General features: G+C 71.5%; 25 protein-coding genes. 9 read left to right on the top strand and 16 right to left on the bottom strand.

Going from position 1 to position 18,164, the window contains the following annotated elements; all coding sequences use genetic code 11:
• Positions 1–94: 94 nt before the first annotated feature.
• From CLV72_RS22940 to CLV72_RS22925, 4 genes are all read right to left on the bottom strand, one after another.
• Entirely contained in the window at positions 95–586 is a 492-nt protein-coding gene (locus CLV72_RS22940) for an ATP-binding protein (protein ID WP_106250074.1), read from the bottom strand.
• Positions 587–749: 163 nt separating this feature from the next.
• Complete coding sequence (locus tag CLV72_RS22935) at positions 750–1,601, bottom strand: helix-turn-helix domain-containing protein (RefSeq protein WP_106250072.1); 852 nt, start codon at positions 1,599–1,601, stop codon at positions 750–752.
• Positions 1,602–1,604: 3 nt separating this feature from the next.
• Positions 1,605–2,132: a DUF6879 family protein gene (locus CLV72_RS22930; RefSeq protein ID WP_106250070.1), complete on the bottom strand. Its 528-nt coding sequence runs from the start codon at positions 2,130–2,132 to the stop codon at positions 1,605–1,607.
• A complete protein-coding gene (locus CLV72_RS22925) occupies positions 2,129–2,518 on the bottom strand; it encodes a hypothetical protein (protein WP_211303050.1) in 390 nt (129 codons plus the stop codon). The genes CLV72_RS22930 and CLV72_RS22925 overlap by 4 nt, the downstream gene beginning before the upstream one ends.
• A gap of 225 nt (positions 2,519–2,743) precedes the next feature.
• Here CLV72_RS22925 and CLV72_RS22920 point away from each other — a divergent pair, with 225 nt between their 5' ends.
• From CLV72_RS22920 to CLV72_RS31860, 4 genes are all read left to right on the top strand, one after another.
• Positions 2,744–2,920 (top strand): DUF397 domain-containing protein, encoded by a 177-nt coding sequence (locus tag CLV72_RS22920; protein WP_106250066.1) that lies wholly within the window; start codon positions 2,744–2,746, stop codon positions 2,918–2,920.
• Between the two features lie 22 nt (positions 2,921–2,942).
• Complete coding sequence (locus tag CLV72_RS22915; protein ID WP_211303049.1) at positions 2,943–3,440, top strand: hypothetical protein; 498 nt, start codon at positions 2,943–2,945, stop codon at positions 3,438–3,440.
• 294 nt (positions 3,441–3,734) lie between these two features.
• Positions 3,735–3,917 (top strand): DUF397 domain-containing protein, encoded by a 183-nt coding sequence (locus CLV72_RS22910; protein ID WP_106250064.1) that lies wholly within the window; start codon positions 3,735–3,737, stop codon positions 3,915–3,917.
• A 124-nt stretch (positions 3,918–4,041) separates the two neighbouring features.
• Positions 4,042–4,287: an N-acetyltransferase gene (locus CLV72_RS31860; protein WP_146159534.1), complete on the top strand. Its 246-nt coding sequence runs from the start codon at positions 4,042–4,044 to the stop codon at positions 4,285–4,287.
• Between the two features lie 132 nt (positions 4,288–4,419).
• Here the strand turns inward: CLV72_RS31860 and CLV72_RS22905 are convergent, their stop codons facing one another.
• From CLV72_RS22905 to CLV72_RS22875, 7 genes are all read right to left on the bottom strand, one after another.
• A complete protein-coding gene (locus CLV72_RS22905) occupies positions 4,420–4,911 on the bottom strand; it encodes an SRPBCC family protein (protein ID WP_106250061.1) in 492 nt (163 codons plus the stop codon).
• On the bottom strand, positions 4,908–5,564 hold the full coding sequence (locus CLV72_RS22900) for an SRPBCC domain-containing protein (protein ID WP_106250058.1): 657 nt from the start codon (positions 5,562–5,564) through the stop codon (positions 4,908–4,910). Before CLV72_RS22900 ends, CLV72_RS22905 begins: the two co-directional genes overlap by 4 nt.
• A 28-nt stretch (positions 5,565–5,592) precedes the next feature.
• Positions 5,593–5,970 carry an ArsR/SmtB family transcription factor gene (locus CLV72_RS22895; protein WP_106250055.1) on the bottom strand — a complete coding sequence of 126 codons (378 nt, stop codon included), beginning with the start codon at positions 5,968–5,970 and terminating at the stop codon, positions 5,593–5,595.
• Between the two features lie 466 nt (positions 5,971–6,436).
• Entirely contained in the window at positions 6,437–6,685 is a 249-nt protein-coding gene (locus CLV72_RS22890) for a hypothetical protein (RefSeq protein ID WP_146159533.1), read from the bottom strand.
• A gap of 52 nt (positions 6,686–6,737) precedes the next feature.
• A complete protein-coding gene (locus CLV72_RS22885; RefSeq protein ID WP_106250050.1) occupies positions 6,738–7,703 on the bottom strand; it encodes a threo-3-hydroxy-L-aspartate ammonia-lyase in 966 nt (321 codons plus the stop codon).
• Between the two features lie 177 nt (positions 7,704–7,880).
• Entirely contained in the window at positions 7,881–8,405 is a 525-nt protein-coding gene (locus tag CLV72_RS22880; RefSeq protein ID WP_245930386.1) for a DinB family protein, read from the bottom strand.
• Between the two features lie 175 nt (positions 8,406–8,580).
• Positions 8,581–9,153 carry a TetR/AcrR family transcriptional regulator gene (locus tag CLV72_RS22875; protein ID WP_106250044.1) on the bottom strand — a complete coding sequence of 191 codons (573 nt, stop codon included), beginning with the start codon at positions 9,151–9,153 and terminating at the stop codon, positions 8,581–8,583.
• An 84-nt stretch (positions 9,154–9,237) separates the two neighbouring features.
• Here CLV72_RS22875 and CLV72_RS22870 point away from each other — a divergent pair, with 84 nt between their 5' ends.
• A complete protein-coding gene (locus CLV72_RS22870) occupies positions 9,238–10,188 on the top strand; it encodes an NADP-dependent oxidoreductase (RefSeq protein ID WP_106250041.1) in 951 nt (316 codons plus the stop codon).
• A gap of 210 nt (positions 10,189–10,398) precedes the next feature.
• Here CLV72_RS22870 and CLV72_RS22865 read toward each other — a convergent pair whose 3' ends face one another.
• Positions 10,399–10,980 carry a dihydrofolate reductase family protein gene (locus tag CLV72_RS22865; RefSeq protein WP_106250039.1) on the bottom strand — a complete coding sequence of 194 codons (582 nt, stop codon included), beginning with the start codon at positions 10,978–10,980 and terminating at the stop codon, positions 10,399–10,401.
• A gap of 65 nt (positions 10,981–11,045) precedes the next feature.
• A complete protein-coding gene (locus tag CLV72_RS22860) occupies positions 11,046–11,879 on the bottom strand; it encodes a helix-turn-helix domain-containing protein (protein WP_211303048.1) in 834 nt (277 codons plus the stop codon).
• 204 nt (positions 11,880–12,083) lie between these two features.
• Between CLV72_RS22860 and CLV72_RS22855 the strand changes: the two genes are divergently transcribed.
• Together CLV72_RS22855 and CLV72_RS22850 are read left to right on the top strand one after the other, a co-directional pair.
• On the top strand, positions 12,084–12,530 hold the full coding sequence (locus tag CLV72_RS22855) for an Rrf2 family transcriptional regulator (RefSeq protein WP_106250033.1): 447 nt from the start codon (positions 12,084–12,086) through the stop codon (positions 12,528–12,530).
• A 92-nt stretch (positions 12,531–12,622) separates the two neighbouring features.
• Positions 12,623–14,101 (top strand): MFS transporter, encoded by a 1,479-nt coding sequence (locus CLV72_RS22850; protein WP_106250031.1) that lies wholly within the window; start codon positions 12,623–12,625, stop codon positions 14,099–14,101.
• 12 nt (positions 14,102–14,113) lie between these two features.
• On the opposite strand, the gene CLV72_RS22845 is transcribed toward CLV72_RS22850, so the two are convergent.
• Positions 14,114–15,001 carry a TIGR03620 family F420-dependent LLM class oxidoreductase gene (locus CLV72_RS22845; RefSeq protein ID WP_211303047.1) on the bottom strand — a complete coding sequence of 296 codons (888 nt, stop codon included), beginning with the start codon at positions 14,999–15,001 and terminating at the stop codon, positions 14,114–14,116.
• A gap of 100 nt (positions 15,002–15,101) precedes the next feature.
• On the opposite strand from CLV72_RS22845, the gene CLV72_RS22840 reads away from it, so the two are divergent.
• Complete coding sequence (locus CLV72_RS22840) at positions 15,102–15,674, top strand: TetR/AcrR family transcriptional regulator (RefSeq protein WP_106250028.1); 573 nt, start codon at positions 15,102–15,104, stop codon at positions 15,672–15,674.
• Positions 15,675–15,683: 9 nt separating this feature from the next.
• On the opposite strand, the gene CLV72_RS22835 is transcribed toward CLV72_RS22840, so the two are convergent.
• Positions 15,684–16,565: an SDR family oxidoreductase gene (locus CLV72_RS22835; protein WP_106250026.1), complete on the bottom strand. Its 882-nt coding sequence runs from the start codon at positions 16,563–16,565 to the stop codon at positions 15,684–15,686.
• 76 nt (positions 16,566–16,641) lie between these two features.
• Here CLV72_RS22835 and CLV72_RS22830 point away from each other — a divergent pair, with 76 nt between their 5' ends.
• On the top strand, positions 16,642–17,232 hold the full coding sequence (locus CLV72_RS22830) for a TetR/AcrR family transcriptional regulator (RefSeq protein WP_106250023.1): 591 nt from the start codon (positions 16,642–16,644) through the stop codon (positions 17,230–17,232).
• 30 nt (positions 17,233–17,262) lie between these two features.
• Here the strand turns inward: CLV72_RS22830 and CLV72_RS22825 are convergent, their stop codons facing one another.
• On the bottom strand, positions 17,263–18,060 hold the full coding sequence (locus CLV72_RS22825) for a siderophore-interacting protein (protein WP_106250021.1): 798 nt from the start codon (positions 18,058–18,060) through the stop codon (positions 17,263–17,265).
• Between the last annotated feature and the right edge of the window lie 104 nt (positions 18,061–18,164).

Genomic DNA, 18,164 nt, shown 5'->3' with positions numbered 1-18,164 from the left:
GGGCGGCCGCTCGACCCCCGCGACCGGGACGATTACGGGGCCGCGCCATGCGTGACGGCAGCGGCGGATCATCGAGAGACCGGTCAAGGACCGGTCAGACGGCGCCGGTCAGGGATACCGGGCGGATGGTGCCGGTGGCGGTCAGTTGGGCCGGTGCACGGGGAAGTGGTCGGGGTCGCAGCCCTCCCAGTCCAACTCGAAGTAGACCGTGGTCCCTGAGGAATCGAAGTGGTAGCCGTGCGCGGTCGACATGCACGACCTTGGGCAGGTACCCGTCTGCGGGCCCTTCGTCCTTCACCGCCACCCGCACCCGGCTGCGCTCACGCTCCACATGCACCGCGAACATCCCGCCGGTGCGGAAACTGTCACTGTGCTGGACGGCATTCGCGGCCAGTTCCGCCACCAGCAGGACGCCGAGATGCACCACATCCACCGGCACCGCCGACAATCCCGCCCGCTCCGCGACCAGCTCCCGCTGCACCCAGGCCCGAACCAGACCCACCGACTCGGGGTCGCCCGGGAATTCGCACACCGATTCCACGGCCGCCGGTACCGGCGCCAGGACGGCCGACTCCGCCGCGATCACCGGGACACCGCCGCGGCCAGCTGCGCACGCTCATGAGCGAGCAGGTACGGACGCACCATCGCGGGACGACCCTTTTATATTCGGCTTGCTCAGACGAGGTGCCAGTTGGTGCTCGCCATGACCCGAAGGTATGGCGGTCTGAGGAAGCCACTCAAGGAGTTTGCTAATGTTTGCGCGAAGTCCAGTCGGCAAGTGCCTGTGAGATGAGTTGTTTGGCGGCTCCGCCGTAGACGGCCATCTCCGCGTAGATGGCATGGGCACGTGCGTACAGGGCGATCTCTCGGGGCTGGGTGATGGTCATCTCCGCCGACAGCGTCTCGGCCATGACCATCCGGTCGTCGAACATGACGAATCCGTGTTCGACCGTGAGCCGATGGGGCGCCGCTGCTGGCACGATGCCGAGACTGAGTCGAGGCAGGCTCATCACGGCGAGCAGCCGGTCGAGCTGGCCGACCATCACGTCAGAACCGCCGATGTTGGTGTACAGCGCGCGTTCGCTGATCAACGCACTGAAGCGACGGTGCCCCCGGTACAAGTACTGCTGCCGCTCCATCCGGGCGGCCACCCCTTCATCGACGTCGTCGGGCAGCTCGTAGAACCGGACAGCATTGCTCAGCACCACGCCTGCGTACTCGGCGGTCTGAAGCGTTCCCCAGATGAGGAAGGGTTCCCACACCCGGAAGTGGGTCGTGCTGTCGTACAAGGCGATGGACCTGTACTGGCGGCGGTGGGTTCCGGTCTGGAGGGAACGGCGCCACTCCATCCACATCGCGTCAAGGTGCCGTACCGTCGCGATCAGGTCCGGCATCTGCTCCTGCGCATCGCAGTACTGGCACCAGATACGGACGTCGTCCTCGGTGATGTTCTGCTTGCCGTGCTCGATGCGACTGATCTTGGACAGGTGCCACCCGGTGTGTCGGGCCAGGGCCTGACCGGTGAGTCCAGCGCCCTTGCGGATCTCCCGCAACCGGGCGCCGAACTTCTCGCGTGCTTGATGAGCGCTCGTACTAGACATGGTTCAGCGCAGGGAGTAGTCGTCGTGCGGGATTGCAGAGTCCCACAGCAGGTCTCGAAGGCGCACGCACTCGGCGACGACAGGTCTATGGCGTACCACCTCTACCCCGGCGATCCTGCCGTCGCCGTCGACGTGGCTGACCGCCACCATCCGACCGTCGAGCAGCCACCAGTCACGGCCGCCGCACGGCCAGACGACACCGGCCGGAACCGTATGGCGTGGCAGCCACCGGATGTCCTCACCGGCGGCCAGATTGACCGGAGTCGTCTCATGCTCCCAACGGATGTAGTCGGTCCACGGCTCGGTGACCACACGAACCCGGCGCACCCGGGCACCTCGCCCCCTGATCCGCCGGATCCGCGCCAGCCACGGTTCCATCCACGCATGGTCATCAGGCCGCCCCGCCAGCCAATCCGCATACGGGCCGTCTTCCAACGACACCTGGTAGGTGTCGCGCAACTCCAGCCGGAAGGCGTCCAACTCGACTCTGTCGATGAGAGCATCGCGCTGCTCACTGCTGACCAGGTTCACCTGGTGCGCTCCCGGACGAGAGCCGCGAACTGGTCGCGCGGGATCTCAACGCAGTCTTCGTGGTCGGGGATTCGCATCTGCGACCTGGTGTCGCCGTCCGACACCACGGCGCCCTGGACGATGCACCTATCACCGGACTCACGGACGATCGGCGGTTCCATCCGCACGCCTCCGACCAGGCCGTCCTTCTCCAGGTGAGTGAGCAGCCGTGTGTAGATCTCCACGCAGGTCTGACCAGTGGGTACTCGCAGCGACTCCAGCAGGTCTGTGCCAACCCGGTACCCCTGCACGATGTAGGTGCCCTGGTCACTGGCGTAGAGGGTGGGTGACTCGCCCACGTTCGATTCTTTCCCGAGGAACCTCAGTCGCATGGCCGCCGTCTTCATGGATTTGCGAATCTTTGCTTGCCAAATATGGTCGTGGCGCAAACCTGCGGCGTCAAGGCCGGCCGGACAACTACCAGCAGGCGCAGTCTGTGAACAGCGCCCGCCCCACACCGACCCCCGGCCTCGGCCGGGGTCGCACCTGCTGTAGGCCGTGGGGTTCTCCGAGCTGGCAGCGGGAACATTTGGAGGTGCCGCCACACCGACTCGCCTGACGAGAGGCCGCCCATGAACGACATCCAGTGGCACAAGTCCATTTACAGCGGCTCTGGTGGCAGCTGCGTCGAAGTGGCTGAAGGACCGACCGTCCTGGTCCGGGACACGAAGAACCGGGACCAGGGACACCTGGCGATCCCGGCTGCCGAGTGGGCGCGGTTCATCGAACACGTCAAGACCGCACACTGACACCGGTAGCGCAGGAAGCACCATGGAGTCCACACCGACCGCAGGCCCCACAGAGAACGCCTCCCCAGCCGCTCAGAACGCCACCACCAGCGGCCACACCGACTATTCCGGCGTCTGGCTCTCGCGTTACGAGTACTACAGCTCAGGACGAGGAACAGCGCATACCGGTCTCCACTACGCGCTGGTCCGCCAAGAGGGCGACCGCCTGACCGTGCGAAGCCTCCCCGAGTCCTCCGCCTCACCCATGACAATGGACCTCACCGTGAGTGGCAAGGTCGCGACCGGAACCTGGACCGAGCAGACCGAACGCGAAGGCTACTACCAGGGCGCCCTCTACCACGGTGCGATCCAACTGCTCGCCGACCCTACCGGCCGCCGGATGCAGGGAAAATGGATCGGCTTCGGAAAAGAGTTCGAAGTGAACACCGGGCCATGGGAACTGGTCTTCCAGAGTTCATCGACGGACCAAGGAACACTCGACCGCTTCAACCACCCTTCCACGGCCAGCGACGAGCAGTAGGGGCGGAGCTGTTCCGCAAGGTCAGACAGAAAACCGCGTACCAGATCCGTCGTCCGCGCCGACCGTCCTCACCCCGATGAAGAGCTGGCAAGCCTTCGTCACGGACTTCAAAGCGGGCAAGTGCGATCTATGACGGGTTTGACGAGCCTGACTCGCGTCCTCTGATGGATACGCCCGCGCCCCTGGCTTCGGCCGGGGATTTCATCATGACCGAGAGTTGCCCGATTCTCTGACATGGCAGCGGGGAACATCTGGAGGTGCCGCCACACTGACTCACCTGACGAGAGGCCACCCATGAACGACAACCAGTGGCACAAGTCCAGCTACAGCAACGGCGCCTCGAACTGCGTCGAGATCCGCGAGCACGCCGACCGCGCCGACGTCCGCGACACCAAGAGGCGAGAGGCCGGCCACATCACCTTCGACCGGGCGGAATGGTCGGCGTTCCTGCGTGCCGTGCGGAACGACGCCCTGTAGCACCCGCGTATGAAGTCGGTCCCCGACCAGATCGGGCGGGGACCGTCCTTCCCGCCCTCGGCCGACACCACGTCGAAGCGGACAAGAAGCTCGTGATCTCACCACCGAAACCGGTTCGCGCACGGTGGCGATCAGTGAAATACTGGTTCGCGAGACTTGGAAGCGACAAGGAATCGCCCGAGTATTGCATGATGAATTTCTAGCTGGACGCCCCGAAGAGCGGGCAACTCTGCTCGTCAGGCCCAGAAATGTCGCAGCCGAACGCGCTTACTGGAAATGGGGCTGGGTGACCGTCGGCACCCTGGATCCGGGCTGGGAGAATGCGCCGACCTACAACTCCCTCATCCTGCCGAAGCTGAAAGAGCGTTGATCGGTCGGAGCGAAGCGCCGCACATCTGCCCTCGTCGATGCACGAGGACACGCGCGTCGGAGAACTCGAAACCTCCGTTCTTCCGTACACCCACCCCGACCTCGTCCGTCCGGGCAACGCGACCGCCGAAGATCAGTTCGTCCCGTGGCGGACGTCCGTCCCGTGTTCGGCGAATGCCTTGAAGTCCTGCATGTGCTGTCGCGACTGCTTGCGGAAGGAGCCGGGCATCAGCAGCGCCACCAGCCGCATCAGCAAACCGTCGAACCGGAACTCGCTCTCGCTCTCCCACAGCGTCTTGTCCGGACCGGCTTCGAACAGCCGGTCGCGCTGGGCCTGCCACATGCCCTCGGCGGCGATCTCGCGTTCGTAGTGCACGACGACCGAGCCGGGCACTGCATGCAGGTCCGCGGGCTCCAGGCGCGTGATGGTCTCGGTGGCCTCCATCCGCTGCTTGCCCATCTGCAACACAACGCGCGAGGTGGTGCCGATCTGGCCGTGTGCCCCGTTCACCGGCTCGTGCAGCACCAGGCCCCGCAGCCACTTCGGCATCTGCGCGGGGTCGGCGATCAGCTGGAGCACCTTGTCGCGCGGCAGCGCGATCTCGATCGAGGTGGTGTACTTCATCGCGCGTCCCCAGTGGCCAGGTAGAACGCGGTAGTGGCCTCGACCGCGGCCGCGACGTGGTCCGGTTCGCCGCCGCCGGCCAGATGGGCCTCGCCCCAGGCGGCGGCGCTGCGCCGGCTGAACTCTTGTCCGGCGGGCGATGCCCGGAACTCCTCGTGGTCGAGAGCCTCGCCGTCGCCCAGGAACTTGGCGAGGGTGAGGAGGTGCAGGTCCCAGCCGACGCCGCCGGCACCAGGGCCGTAGGTGGGAAACATGGGCTCTCCGACGGCCGCGGCGTGGACCAGCTCGAACTCGGTGTCCCCGGCCGGGCCAGGAGACAGGCGCACCTCGACCTCGCTCGTGCCTGGCCACTCGTCGGCCCCGGGCCCGAACATCCAGGACACCCGCAGCAGGCGCGGCGGCTCGCAACGGAGGATCTCGCCGTGCTCGCCGCCGTCCAGCTCGAATGTCCCGCCGAGGCGCAGGTCGCCGGTGACCGGCTTCATCCAGCGGCTCAGCCGCTCGGGGCTGGTGATGGCGTCCCACACGTCGTCGAGGTGCGCGTCGTAGCGACGCCTCAGCTCCATGGTGTAGGCCTCACCGGCGGGCAGGGTCGCCGTGCCCATCTTCCGGCGGGCGGCGGCCAGTTCGTCGAGTACATCCTTCATCGTCATGCTCCGTCCGCTAGGGAATCGCTCGTGCCTACGCTTCTTCGCCGGGCCTGGGCGGCCGGCCGGGCCCGGCGTCGGCGGGCCGCCGGGCGGCACGCCTGCCCCGGGCCAGCTCAGTCTCCAGTGCGTCGAGTCGCTGGTCCCAGGACCTGCGAAATCGGTCCAACCACGCGTCGACCTCGCGCAGCGGCCCGGCCTCGACGGCGTAGAACCGGCGAGCCCCCTCAGCCCGGACCGACGCGAACCCGTTCTCACGCAGAACGCGCAGATGCTGGGAGACGGCCGGTTGCGACAGTGCGAACTCGACCCGGACCACGTCCGTGACCGCGCCAGAGGTCTGCTCGCCCTCGGCGAGCAGCTCCAGAATGCGCCGGCGCACCGGGTCGCCGAGCACATCGAACGCGTGCACGAGACCGCATTCTACCAGGACTCACTTATATAAGTACAACCCAATGTCTCTCCGTGGTGTCGACGTCAATCGACATCCGGTACGCCTCATCGATGCCGGTGCCGAACGAGACCGACATCCGTTGCCGGGTGGGAGCGACGTAGCCACCCCAGCCGCAGAACGCCACTACCAGCGGCTACACCGACTACTCCGGTGTCTGGCTCTGGTGCTACGAGCACCGCAGCCCAGGGCGAGAAGCAGCGCGTGCCGCTCTTCACTACGCGCTGGTCCGCCAAGAGGGCGACCGCCTGACCGGGCGAAGCCGGCCCGAGTCCCACAGCAGGTCCCGAAGGCGCACACATTCACCACAGACCAGGGCTGTTCCTCCAGCCGCGCAGTTCGGCAACCGGTGTGCGTCGATGCTGCCGCCCGGGATCACGCCGATGCGCGGCTCGGTAGCCGAGTCGAACTCGGCTGCGCGGGTCCGTCAGCCGAGGTAAGGACCGTCCCCAGAGATGGCGGCATGGTGCAGGCGCAGCCGCTGGGTGTGGTGGACGGGGAGGTCGGCCAGCTCGCCGGGGCCGATCCAGCGCACGTCGAACATACCGTCGTCGACCCGGCGCCTGTGGCGGAAGACCGGGTCGGCATAGGCGTTGACGGGCAGTTCGCCGTCGGCCCGGTGGATCGAGTTGTCGAGCGTGGTGGGCGTGCTGCGCGATCCGGATGCCGCCGGCATCATCGGAGCGCGCGAGGAGGACGGGTCCAAAAGCCCGCCCGCCGCCCGTCCCTCACCCGCACAGCTCCGCGAAGCGTCCGGTGTCGATGTTGCCGCCCGAGATGATCACGCCGATGCGCGGCGGCACGTTCTCGACGCGTCCGGACAGTAGAGCGGCCAGGCCGCTGGCGCCGCTCGGCTCTATGACGAGTTTCAGCCGTTCGAAGGCGAAGCGCATCGCGTGGCGCAGTTCGTCGTCGGTGACCAGGGCGATGGTGTCGACCAGGCGCTGGTTGACGGAGAAGGTCAGCTCGCCCGGGGTGGGGACGGCCTGGCCGTCGGCGATGGTGCGGGGGACGTCGATGGTGACGCGGTGGCCTGCTGTGAGCGAGCGGGCGGTGTCGTCTCCGGCCTCGGGTTCGACGCCGACCATGCGGATGCCCGGGTGCAGGGCGGTGGCGGTGATGGCGCAGCCGGCCATCAGGCCGCCGCCGCCGACCGGGGCCACCAGCATGTCGAGTTCCCCGGTCTCCGCCAGCAGTTCCAGGGCGGCGGTGCCCTGGCCGGCGATGACGTGGGGGTGCTCGTAGGGCGGGATGAGGGCCAGGCCGCGCTCGGCGGCCAGGGCCTCGCCGATGGCGGTGCGGTCACCGCTGTAGCGGTCGTAGGTGACGACCTCGGCGCCGTAGCCGGTGGTCGCCGCCACCTTGGAGCCGGGTGCGTCCTCGGGCATCAGGATCACCGCCTTGGTGCCCAGCTCCCGCGCCGCCAGGGCGACGGCCTGGGCGTGGTTGCCCGAGGACCAGGCCGCGACGCCCGCCGCCAGCCGCTCGCGCGGCAGCCGCGCGGCCGCGTTGTAGGCGCCGCGGAACTTGAAGGCCCCCACCCGCTGGAAGTTCTCGCACTTCAGGAACACCTGCGCGCCCACCAGCCGGTCCAGGGTGCGCGAGCGCAGCACGGGGGTGCGGTGCGCCACGCCCTCGATCCGGGCGGCCGCGTCGCGCACGTCATCAAGGGTGACCGGCGGCTTGGACGTCATGGGCTCACTCCTGTCTGCGGTTTCCCCTCATGGCCGGGGCCGTGAGGCGTCCCCGGCTCGATGACGGGCCTTCAAGCGATGGGGCGACGAGGGGCGGCCCCGTACGCGCGGCGGTGCGGCCACGCCTTGGCGGAACTCCGACGCTCACGCCACCTCGCGGCACCCGGCGCACACCGGCTAGTCGCGCCGCGGGGCGCCGCCGAGGATCTGCTCGCGCAGGATCTCGGCGTGGCCGCAGTGCTGGGCGAGTTCGCGCAGCATGTGCAGGTAGATCCAGCGCATCGGCAGCGGCCCCCGCCGGTTGCCGTGCACCACGTCGTCGAGTGCCAAGGCGGCCGCGGCCCCGCGCGAGGCCGCGCACACGCGCCGGTACTCCTCCTGGACGGAGGCGACGGTGTCGCCGTCGTCCAGGTCGAAGCTCTCGTCGGGCGTGCCGGGGATGCCGATCTCGGCGCGGGACCGGCAGGTGATCGCCTCGTCGAACCAGACCTGCTCCACGAAGGTGACGTGCTTGACCAGCCCCAGCAGCGTCGTCTTCGACGCGACCAGCGACCGCCGCGCCTGCTCCTCGGTCAGCCCGTCCAGGCAGCGGTGCAGCGCGGCGCGGTACTCGTCGAGGAAGGCGTCGAACTGCTCGCGCAGCGGCGCCTGGAGGACGGCGGGGGTCGCCGAGGGCGGGTCCATTGGGGGAGAGGTGGCCACGATCCAACGATAGGCGGATCCGGGACGGTCCCGGCCGCCCGGGGTACCCGGAGCTCAGCGCTCCAGCCTGGCCAGGGTCTTGGCGGCCTCCCCGCGGACCCATGAGGGAGCCCAGCCGATCCCGCTGGAGGGGGCGCGGCCGGCCCGGTGGGCGCTGCTCCTCTTTGCGGCGGACTCAGCGGACCGACGGAGCCGGCGGCGCGACCACTTCGCACAGCTCGGCGGCGGCCTGGGCGACGAGCTCGGAAAGCGTCGCGTCGGGCTCGGTCAGCCAGCGGGACGTGGCGCGCCGGGAGATCGCGATCGCCACGTCGACGATGAAGCGTGCCTTGCCGGGCTCGACGCCGCGGCGCTCGAGCGCCCGCGCCAGCGCGTCGGCGATGTCGGCGAGCTTGATCAGATCGCGCTCGGCCAGTGCCGGGTTGGCGGCGATCACCTTGGTGCGGCGCAGCAGAAAATCGCGCGGGCGGAAGATCGCGTCCGCGGTCCCTAGCGCGGTCAGCAGCGCCTCGATCGGCCTGAGGCTTCGGTCGGCCGCCTCGACCTGGGCGACGAGGTGAGCCTCTAGCTCGTTGTCGGCGAAGAGGACCTCCCGCTTGTCGGGGAAGTAGCGGTAGAAGGAGCGCTCGGTCAGACCGGCGGTGCGCGCGATCTGCGCGACTGAGGTGCGCTCGTACCCCTGCGTCTCGAACAGCTCGAGCGCCGCGCGCTCGAGCCGGCCTTGCGCGTCGGATTCCCATCGTGGCATGCCCGCCAGGATATGACAGCAGACGCTGTCATCACGGTGCTAGAGTCAATGACAACAGATGCTGTCATCACGCAGGAGATCATCTTGAAGGCTCTGCAGTTCGACCGATCCGGTTCCCCGGACGTGATCGTGCTCCGCGACGTCCCGAAGCCGGAGCCGGGCCCCGGACAGATCCGGATCGCCGTGCGGGCGTGCGGCCTGAACCCGGCTGACTGGGCGCTCGTCGACGGACTCCTCGCCGACCAGCTGCCGTCGCTGCCGCGCGGGCTCGGCCTCGAGATCGCGGGCACCGTCGACGCACTCGGCGAGGGCGTCACCGGCATCGAGATCGGCGACCCCGTGTTCGGCCCGGCCACCTTCGACGGCCCGACGGCCGGCGCCGCAGAGTTTGCGCTGATGGCGGCCTGGGCGCGCATCCCCGAGGGTGTCACCGCCGAGCAGGCCGCCGCGCTGCCGGTGGCGGCCGAGACGGCGTGGCGCGCGCTCGACGACCTCGGCGTCCAGCCGGGTGAGCTGCTGCTCGTCCACGGCGCAGGCACCACAGTGGGTGAGGCGGCGGTGCGCTTCGCGCTGCACCGGGGTATTCGGGTGATCGCCACCGCCGGGCCGACCCGGGCCGCCGCCCTGGAAGAGATCGGCGCCCAGGTGACCGGCTACGGCGACGGTATGGCCGAACGCGTTGCCGCACTGGCCGGAGGCCGCGTCGACCGCGCCCTGGACACGGCCCCGACCGGCGGACGGATCGACCGCGCCGACCAGCCCAGCCCGGCCGGCGGCTCACTGCCGACCCTGATCGAGCTGACCGGTGATCCCGACCGCGTCCTCACCGTCTCGGACTTCGCCGCCGCGGCCGAACTGGGGGCCCGGATCACCACCGAGATCCGCTACGACCAGTTGGGCGAGTTCGCCCGGCTGGCCGGCGAAGGCGTCCTGGCCGTATCGGTCGCCCGCACCTACACGCTCGACCAGATCCGGGAAGCGGCCAAGCTCAGCCAGTCCCGCCGACCCGGCGGCAAGCTCCTGCTCGTCCTGTGATCGCCTTACCGCCCTGGTCAGGCAGAAGGAGCCCGCGCAACCCCGATGACCACGCGGTGGCCGTACCCGTTCCCGACCTGGGTTCCCGACAAGATTGCGAAGTCGCACCGGAGTACTGACCGGCCAGGAAGGGCGATGCGCAGACCCAGCCGGAGGCCCGATCCCGTGTCGCCGTTCGCGGTGACTTCTTCGCACATCCGCTCAGACCGGTCAGCGGCGCACCCGGTAGCACAGGTGCAGCACCCGGTCGCCCTGGATCACCACGTCGGGATCCTCCAGCAGGTGCTGCGCGCGGACCGAACCGAAGTAGCGCTTGCCGGACCCGAACACGACGGGGACGACGTCCATGCGCACCTCGTCGACCAGGCCCGCGGCGAGCACCTGGCCGCCGACGTCGCCGGCGGCGACCTCGACGATGCGGTCACCCGCGAGCTCCTGCGCCTTGGCCACGGCCGCCTCGACGCCGTCGACGAAGTGGAACGGCGCCTCGGGGTGCCAGCCCTCGGGCCTGCCCCGGTGGGTCACCACGACGACGTGGTCGATCCCGCTCGGCGGCGTCCCGTCCCAGCCGTCCGTCATGTCGAAGACGTGGCGGCCGGCGATCGTCGCCCCGATCCGGTCCCAGTACGGCCGGGTGTGGTCGTAGGAGGTCTGGGACACCTTCAGCTGGCCGCTGTCGTCCAGGGGGACGTCACCGCTGGTCAACCAGTCGAACAGCGGTCCGGGCCGGTCATTGTCGTCCGCGATGAAGCCGTCCGCGGACACCGAGCTGTACATGACCACCTTGCCCACGGGGCCCTCCTCTGCTTTGGGTCGCCCCAAAGTAGCGTTTCGTGAGCCGCCGCTCTTGTAAGAAATCAATCGGCGGGCAGCGGCCAGCCCTCCAGCGCGTGGCCGGGATGTTCGCGCAGGAAGCGCCGCCGGACTTCGAGGTACCGGGTCGGGGTGAGCCCGGTGAACGCCCGGAACTCGTGGCCGAAGTGGGCCTGGTCGAAGTAGCCCGCGCCACCGGCCAGTTCGCCCCAGTCGATCGGTCCGGCCGGGTCGATCGCGAGCATGGCGGCGGCGAAGCGGCGGGTGCGGGCCAGCCGCTTCGGCGTGACGCCGATGAGCTCCTTGAACCGCTGCGCCAGATGAGTGCCGCTGACACCGGCCGCCTCGCTGAGCTCACCGACCGGAACCGCCCCGTTGCGCGCCGCGATGACGCCGCTGGTATGGCGGACCAGCCCCAGGCCGGGGGTCTCGCGCAGCCGCCGCGTCAACTCCTGTTCGAGCAGCGTCAGCATCTCGCGCGGTCCGGCCGCCGCGGCCAGCCGGTCCCGCAGCTCGGCGGTGGCGGACCGGCCCCAGACCTGCTCCACCGTCACCGGCCGGTCACTCAGCTCGGCCGCGGGCATCGGCAGGAACGGCGCCAGCCCCCACGGCTTGGCGTGCGCGCCGACCGACCGGGTCCAGGGCGGATAGCCGAAGTCCCACGCCCGGGTGGGCATGGTGGCCACGCAGCCGTCGGCGTACTCGGCGGTCTCGGCGCCGGCGCGGATCCGGAACGGCGCCCCGAGGTTGACGATGAGCAGCGCCGATGGCGCCGGCGGCAGCGTCAGCCGGGCGTACGGCGGCGCACCCTCCAGGTAGTAGAGGTCGTCGATCAGCCCGTCCAGCGGCGGTCGCGGCACTCTGGACACGTACTCCACGCGCACAGTATCGCCGACGCACCGCCGGCATCGAGCGGAAGTGTCCAGGTCAAAGGAGGGACATGGTGCTGCCGTTCGCCGTCACCGGTCCGCTCGGGGCGCCGGCGCCCATCCCGGGCCGCTCCGGGCGGCGGGATTGACGGGCGCCTGAACTGCAACTACCGTTGTTGCGGTTCCAGTGGCGGTGCGAGCGGAGGGAGTGCGGTGAGTCTCAGCAGCAGGAGCGCGGTCGCCATCCACGGGCTGACGATGCTGGCGCGCTCGGACGGCTTCCAGCTGACCTCGGCGGAGATCGCGGAGAGCCTGGCCAGCAATCCGGTCCTGGTGCGGCGCGTCCTCGGCGGCCTGCGCGACGCGGGGCTGGTCCGGTCGACCGAGGGGCGCGGCGGCGGCTGGTCGCTCGCCCGTCCCGCGCGGGAGATCACGCTCTACGACGCCTACGCCGCCGTCGAGGCGGGGCCGGTGCTGTCGCGGCACCCCCATCCGCCCAGCGAGGCGTGCCTGGTCGGGCGGCACATGCAGGTGCTGCTCGAAGCGGAGTTCCGGGACGCCGAGCAGGCCATGGAGGAGCGGCTGGGCCGGACGACCATCGCCGACCTGCACCGGCAGGTGCTCGACCGGGAGCGCGAACTCGCCTCCCGGAGCCGCTAGCCGGAACCCGGCGGAGGGAGACCTCCGCCGTTCTTTCCGCCCTAACTGTAACTACAACGGTGGCAGTAAATGCCGCGTGGAGGACACTCCGAATGACACCCCCATCGACCGCGGCCGGGCGCACCGGCTCGCAGGCGGCCCTGCTGGCCGTGCTCATGCCGGCCGTGCTGGTCACGGTCGTCGCCAGCGACATGGTCAACCTCGTGCTCCCGTCGATCGGAACACAGTTCGGCTCCTCCGAGGCGGAGCTGGCCTGGGTGGTCACCGGCTTCCTGCTGGTGTTCGCGGTCGGCATCCCCGTCTACGGCCGGATCTCCGACCGGGTGAGCCTGCGGCGCCTGTTCGCCTTCGCCCTGCTCACCTACGCCGCGGGCAGCCTGGTCTGCGCGCTCGCCCCCGACCTGCTCGTGCTGGTGCTCGGACGGATCGTGACGGGGGTGGGCGCGGCGGCCATCCCCGTGCTGTCGGTCGTCGCCGTCACCCGGCTGGTGCCGGCGGACCGGCGGGGGGCGGCCTTCGGCGTCATCTCGGCGGCCTCGGGCATCGGCACCGCCGCCGGGCCGGCCATCGGCGGCGGGGTCGGCCAGTTCTTCGGCTGGCCCGCGCTGTTCTGGCTGATGCTGGTGGCCGCGCTGGTCCTGCTGCCGGCGGCGCTGCGCGTGCTGCCCGGCGAGACCCCGGCGGGCGCGGCCCGCTTCGACCTCCTCGGCGGCGCCCTGCTGGGCCTCGGCGCCGGCCTGCTGCTGTTCGGCATCACCCAGACGCAGACGGCCGGCCTGGGCGCCGCCCCGTCCTGGGGCAGCCTCGCCGCGGCCGCCGCGGCGCTCGCGCTCTTCGGATGGCGCACCATGCACGCCGCGCACCCCTTCGTGCCGCCCGCGCTCTTCGCCAACCGGGTCTTCAGGGCCGCGGTCGTCATCGTGCTGCTGGCCATGGTCGTCAACCTCGGCGGCCTGGTCCTGGTGCCGCTGCTGGTGGTCGACGTGAACGGGCTCAGCCCGGGGGCCGGCGCCCTGGTCATGGTCCCGGCCGGGCTCGCCGTCGCCCTCGTCTCGCCGCTGATCGGCCGGCTCGCCGACCGCGCCGGCGTCCGGCCGCTTGTCGTCGCCGGCCTCGCCGCCATCGGAGCGTCCGCCCTGTTCCTGTCGGCCTTCGCCGGAGGCGCGTCGGTGGTCCCGGCCGGGGTGGGGATCCTGGGGATCAGCGTCGGCTTCATCCTCGTGCTGGCCCCGCTCATCACCGCCGCGTCGGGCGCCCTGCCGCCCGGCGAGGTCGGTGTGGGCATGGGCATCCTGCAGGGCGCCCAGTTCCTCGGCGCGGGAGCCGGCCCCGCCCTGTTCGGCGCGCTGGTGACCGCCCGGCAGCACGGCGGCGGCGCCCTCAACCCGCTGCACACCGGGCAGGAGGCGGCCGCCTTCTCCGACGCCTTCCTGGCCATGGCCGCGGTCACCGTGCTCGCGCTGGCCGTCGCGGCCCGGATCCGCCCGGCGCCGCCCGCGGCCGCGCCGTCCGCCGGTACGGACGAGGCGGCCCGACCTGCCCCGGGTGAGACGGCGCCCCGGACGCCGTGAGCCCGCCCGCGCCTAGCGCATGAGGCGCGGGGCGAGCCGCTCCAGCTGGTCGACCGCCGGGCCGAGGCCGTCGGCCAGCGGGTGGAGCAGCACGTGGTCGGCCCCGGCGTCCAGCTGCGCGTCCAGCCGCGCCGCGACCGCGCCTTCGTCGCCCCAGGCCAGGACGGCGTCGACCAGCCGGTCGCTGTAGCCGTCCGCGAGGTCCGCGTCGCCGTACCCGAGCCGCCGGTAGCTGTTGGTGTAGGGCGTCGCGGCGCTGTGCGGCCCGGAGCCGACGATGGCCCGGATCCCCGCCCGCGCCGCCGCGGCGTCGCGCTCCAGGACCAGCATCTGGTGCGGGAGCAGCAGCGGACCGGGCCCGAGCGCCGCACGCGCCGTCCGGGTGTGCTCGACCGGCTGCATGAACGGGTGGGCCCCGTCGGCGCGCTCGCCGGCCAGCCGCAGGACCCGGGGCCCCAGGGCGGCCAGGACGCGCGGATAGCGCACCTGCGGCAGCAGCCGCCCGGCCGCCTCGTCCATGGCGTCGAGGTAGCCGCGCAGCCGGGCGAGCGGCCGGTCGCCGCCGTGGCCGCCGAGCCCGAGGACCAGCCGCCCCGGGTACGCCTCCGCCAGGGTGGCGGCCCCGCTGTGCATCGCCGACGGGTCGCGCATCGCGATGTTGGCGACGCCCATGCCCGCGACGAGCCGGTCCGTCGCCGCCAGCACCACGGCCAGCTGCGCGACGGCCTCGCGGCCCGCCGCCGGCGAGCCGGCCGGCGGCTCGCCGGTCCACACCGACCCGTAGCCCAGCGCCTCGATCCGCGCGAACTGCTCCCGCTGCACCGCCACCGGCGTGCCCAGCAGCGTCACCGGCGCGATCCACACCCCGAAGCGCCCGAGCCGCCGACGCGTCTCCGCCACGGCCACCACCCCCTCCCATCCAACCGGAGCTGGCCTCCGGTTGTCTGCCGGCTACCATACGGAGGATGGCTCCGCTTAGGCAAGTTCGGAGGAGGAGCGGGTGGACGGTACGGCGCGCCCCCGGCGGGCGGACGCCCGGCGCAACTACGACCGGCTGCTGGCCGAGGCCGACGCCGCCTTCCTCGACCACGGCACCCACGCCTCGCTGGAGGAGGTCGCGGCCCGCGCCGGAGTGGGCATCGGCACGCTCTACCGGCACTTCCCGACCCGCGACGCCCTGCTGGAGGCCCTGCTGCGCTCCCGCTTCGACGGCCTCACCGCCCGCGCCGCCGAGGTGCTCGACGGCCGGTCCGCCCGTGCCGCGCTGACCGCCTGGGCCCGCGCCTTCGTGGAGACGACCACCGTCTACCGGGGCCTCACCGCCGCCCTCATGGCCACCCTCCAGGACGAGGGCTCCGCCCTGCACGCCTCCTGCACCGCCATGCGCGGCGCGGCGAAGGACCTGCTGGTCCGCGCCCAGCGGAGCGGCGAACTCCGCTCCGACCTGGACCCGACCGAACTGCTCACCCTCGTCTCAGGCGTCGCCTGGGCCTGCGAGCAGACGGCCGGCACCCCCTCCCGCCACATCGAGCACTACCTGGACCTGCTCTTCGACGGCCTCGCTCCGCGCTGACCGCCGCGCTCAGCCGGTGTAGCGGCCCGCGGCCAGGTCCTCGATCAGCCCCGGCCCGTCCGGGCGCCAGCCGAGCAGTTCACGGGTCAGCGCGCTGGACGCCGGCTGGTCGACGGCGAGCATCGGGCCCAGGAAGCCGAAGTCCTCGGGTGGGGCCGAGGCGGTCGGCAGGTCCAGCCGGCGGCCGATCTCCGCGGCGATGTCGCGGACCGGCACGCCTTCGTCGGCCACCGCGTGCAGCACTGATCCGGCCGCCGCCTGCTCCAGCGCCAGGCGGAACAGGCGCGCGGTGTCGTGCACGTGCACCGCGGGCCAGCGGTTCGAACCGTCGCCGACGTAGCCGGCGACCCCCTTGTCGCGGGCGGTGCCGACCAGCAGGGTGATGAAGCCGGGGTCGCCCTCGCCGTGCACCGTCCGGGGCAGCCGCACGACGGAGGCGCGCACGCCCCGGTCCACCAGGGCCAGAGCCGCCCGCGCATTGGCCTCCCGCCCCGGCGCCGAGGGGCCGGGCGCCGACCAGTCGCGCTCGGTCGCCACGCCGCCGTGCGCGGCCACGGGTGTGCCGGAGGTGACGAGGAAGGGCTTGCCGGAGCCTTCGAGCGCGGTGCCCAGCGTCTCGATGGCGCGTGCGTCGACCCCGACCGAGTCGGTGAAGCGGCTGAAGTCGTGGATGAACGCGAGGTGGATGACGCCGTCGCAGTCCGCGGCCCCGCGGCCGAGTGCGTCCGCGTCCGCCAGATCGCCGCGGAGCACCTCCGCGCCCGCGGCGGCGACGGCGGCGGCCGAGGCGTCGGACCTGGCCAGCCCGAGGACCTGGTGGCCCGCGCCGATGAGTTCGGGGACGACGGCCGAGCCGACCCAGCCCGACGCGCCCGTGACGAATACCCGCATGACGACCTCCTGATGTCAGTGACTGTCGTCAGCATAGCAAGCGATGACAGTGACTGCCATCGCGTATCATCGCGCCATGGGTCGATGGGAGCCGAACGCGCGGGGACGGCTGGCGCAGGCGGCGATCAGGCTCTATGCCGAGCAGGGCTTCGAGCGGACCACGGTCGCCCAGATCGCCCGGCAGGCGGGACTGACCGAACGGACCTTCTTCCGGCACTTCGCCGACAAGCGCGAGGTCCTCTTCTACGGCACCGATCTGGCGCGCGAGCTACTGGCGCGCGCCGTCGCCGAGGCGCCGGCCTCGGCGGGGCCGATGGACGCGGTGGCGGCGGCGCTGCACGCCGCGGCCGCCGTCTTCCAGGAGAATCCCGAACGCGTCCGGCTGCGCGACGCCGTCGTGTCCGCCAACGCGGAACTCCGGGAACGCGAGCTGATCAAGCTCGCGGCCTTCGCCTCGGCCATCGCCGGCGCACTGCGCGAGCGCGGCGTCCCCGAGCCGGCCGCGGGCTTGGCCGCCGAGACGGGGGTCGCCGTCCTCAAGACCGCCTTCACCCGCTGGATCGGCGAGCCGGACGGGCCGGACCTGGACCACATCCTCCGCGAGTGCCTGCGCGACCTGTCCGGCATGCTCGCGGACCGGCTCGCCGACCAGGGCTCTCCCGGCTGACCGCTCAGCGCGCCCGGCGGCCGCCGCCCCTCAGCCGTGTCCCTGCCGCCAGTAGCCGCAGAAGGTGACCCGCGACTTGTCCACGCCGAGGTCGCGCACCAGCCAGCGGCGGACCCCGGTGGCCAGGGACGACTCGCCGGCGGCGAAGGCGTAGGGCTCGCCGGCCGGGCGGTCCAGGGCCTTGGCGGCCGCCAGTGCGGTCTGGCCGGGGGGAGTGCCGTGCGGCCGGACCACCCAGTGCACCCGCATGCCCTCGGGCGCGCCGGTGGGCTGGGCGTCGGCGGCGTCGGGCAGTTCGACCACGGCGTGGCCGACGGCGTCCCTGGGCATGTCGCGCAGGATGCCGGCGACGGCGGGCAGGGCCGACTCGTCGCCGACCAGGAGCTGCCAGTCGGCGGGGACGGGGGAGTAGCCGCGGCCCTGGTCAAGCAGGGCGACGGACTCGCCGGGCCGCGCAACGCGCGCCCACGGGCCGGCCACCCCCTCGTCGCCGTGCACGACGAAGTCGATGTCCAACTCGCGGGCCCCGGCGCGGTAGGCGCGGGCGGTGTAGTTGCGCAGCACCGGGCGGGTGCCCTTGGGCAGCGCGAGGTAGCGCAGGTAGCCGGGCATGTCGATGCGTTCGGGCAGATTGTCGAAACGGGTGCCGCCGCCGACCGGGATCGCCAGCCGGAACCACTGGTCGAAGCCCTGGAAGGTGTAGCGGGCCAGGTCGTCGCCGCCGACCGTGACGCGGACCAGGTGCGGGGAGATCTGCTCGGAGCGCAGCACCTCGGCGGTCACGAAGCCGCCGGGAGCGTGCTTGACGGCGATGTTCGTACTGCTCATCCGGGTTCCCATCGACGGGGCGGCCGCGGCGGCGGAGCCGCCAAATCTTAGGAAAGCCTAGCCTTACCATCTGATCGGCGCCAGGGGCTCCGGCGGGTTCGGTC

Source organism: Allonocardiopsis opalescens (genome assembly GCF_003002095.1).
GTDB classification, from domain to species: Bacteria; Actinomycetota; Actinomycetes; order Streptosporangiales; family Streptosporangiaceae; genus Allonocardiopsis; species Allonocardiopsis opalescens.
Note: the sequence above shows the minus strand (reverse complement) of the source record. Positions and strands in the feature narration are given on the sequence as shown.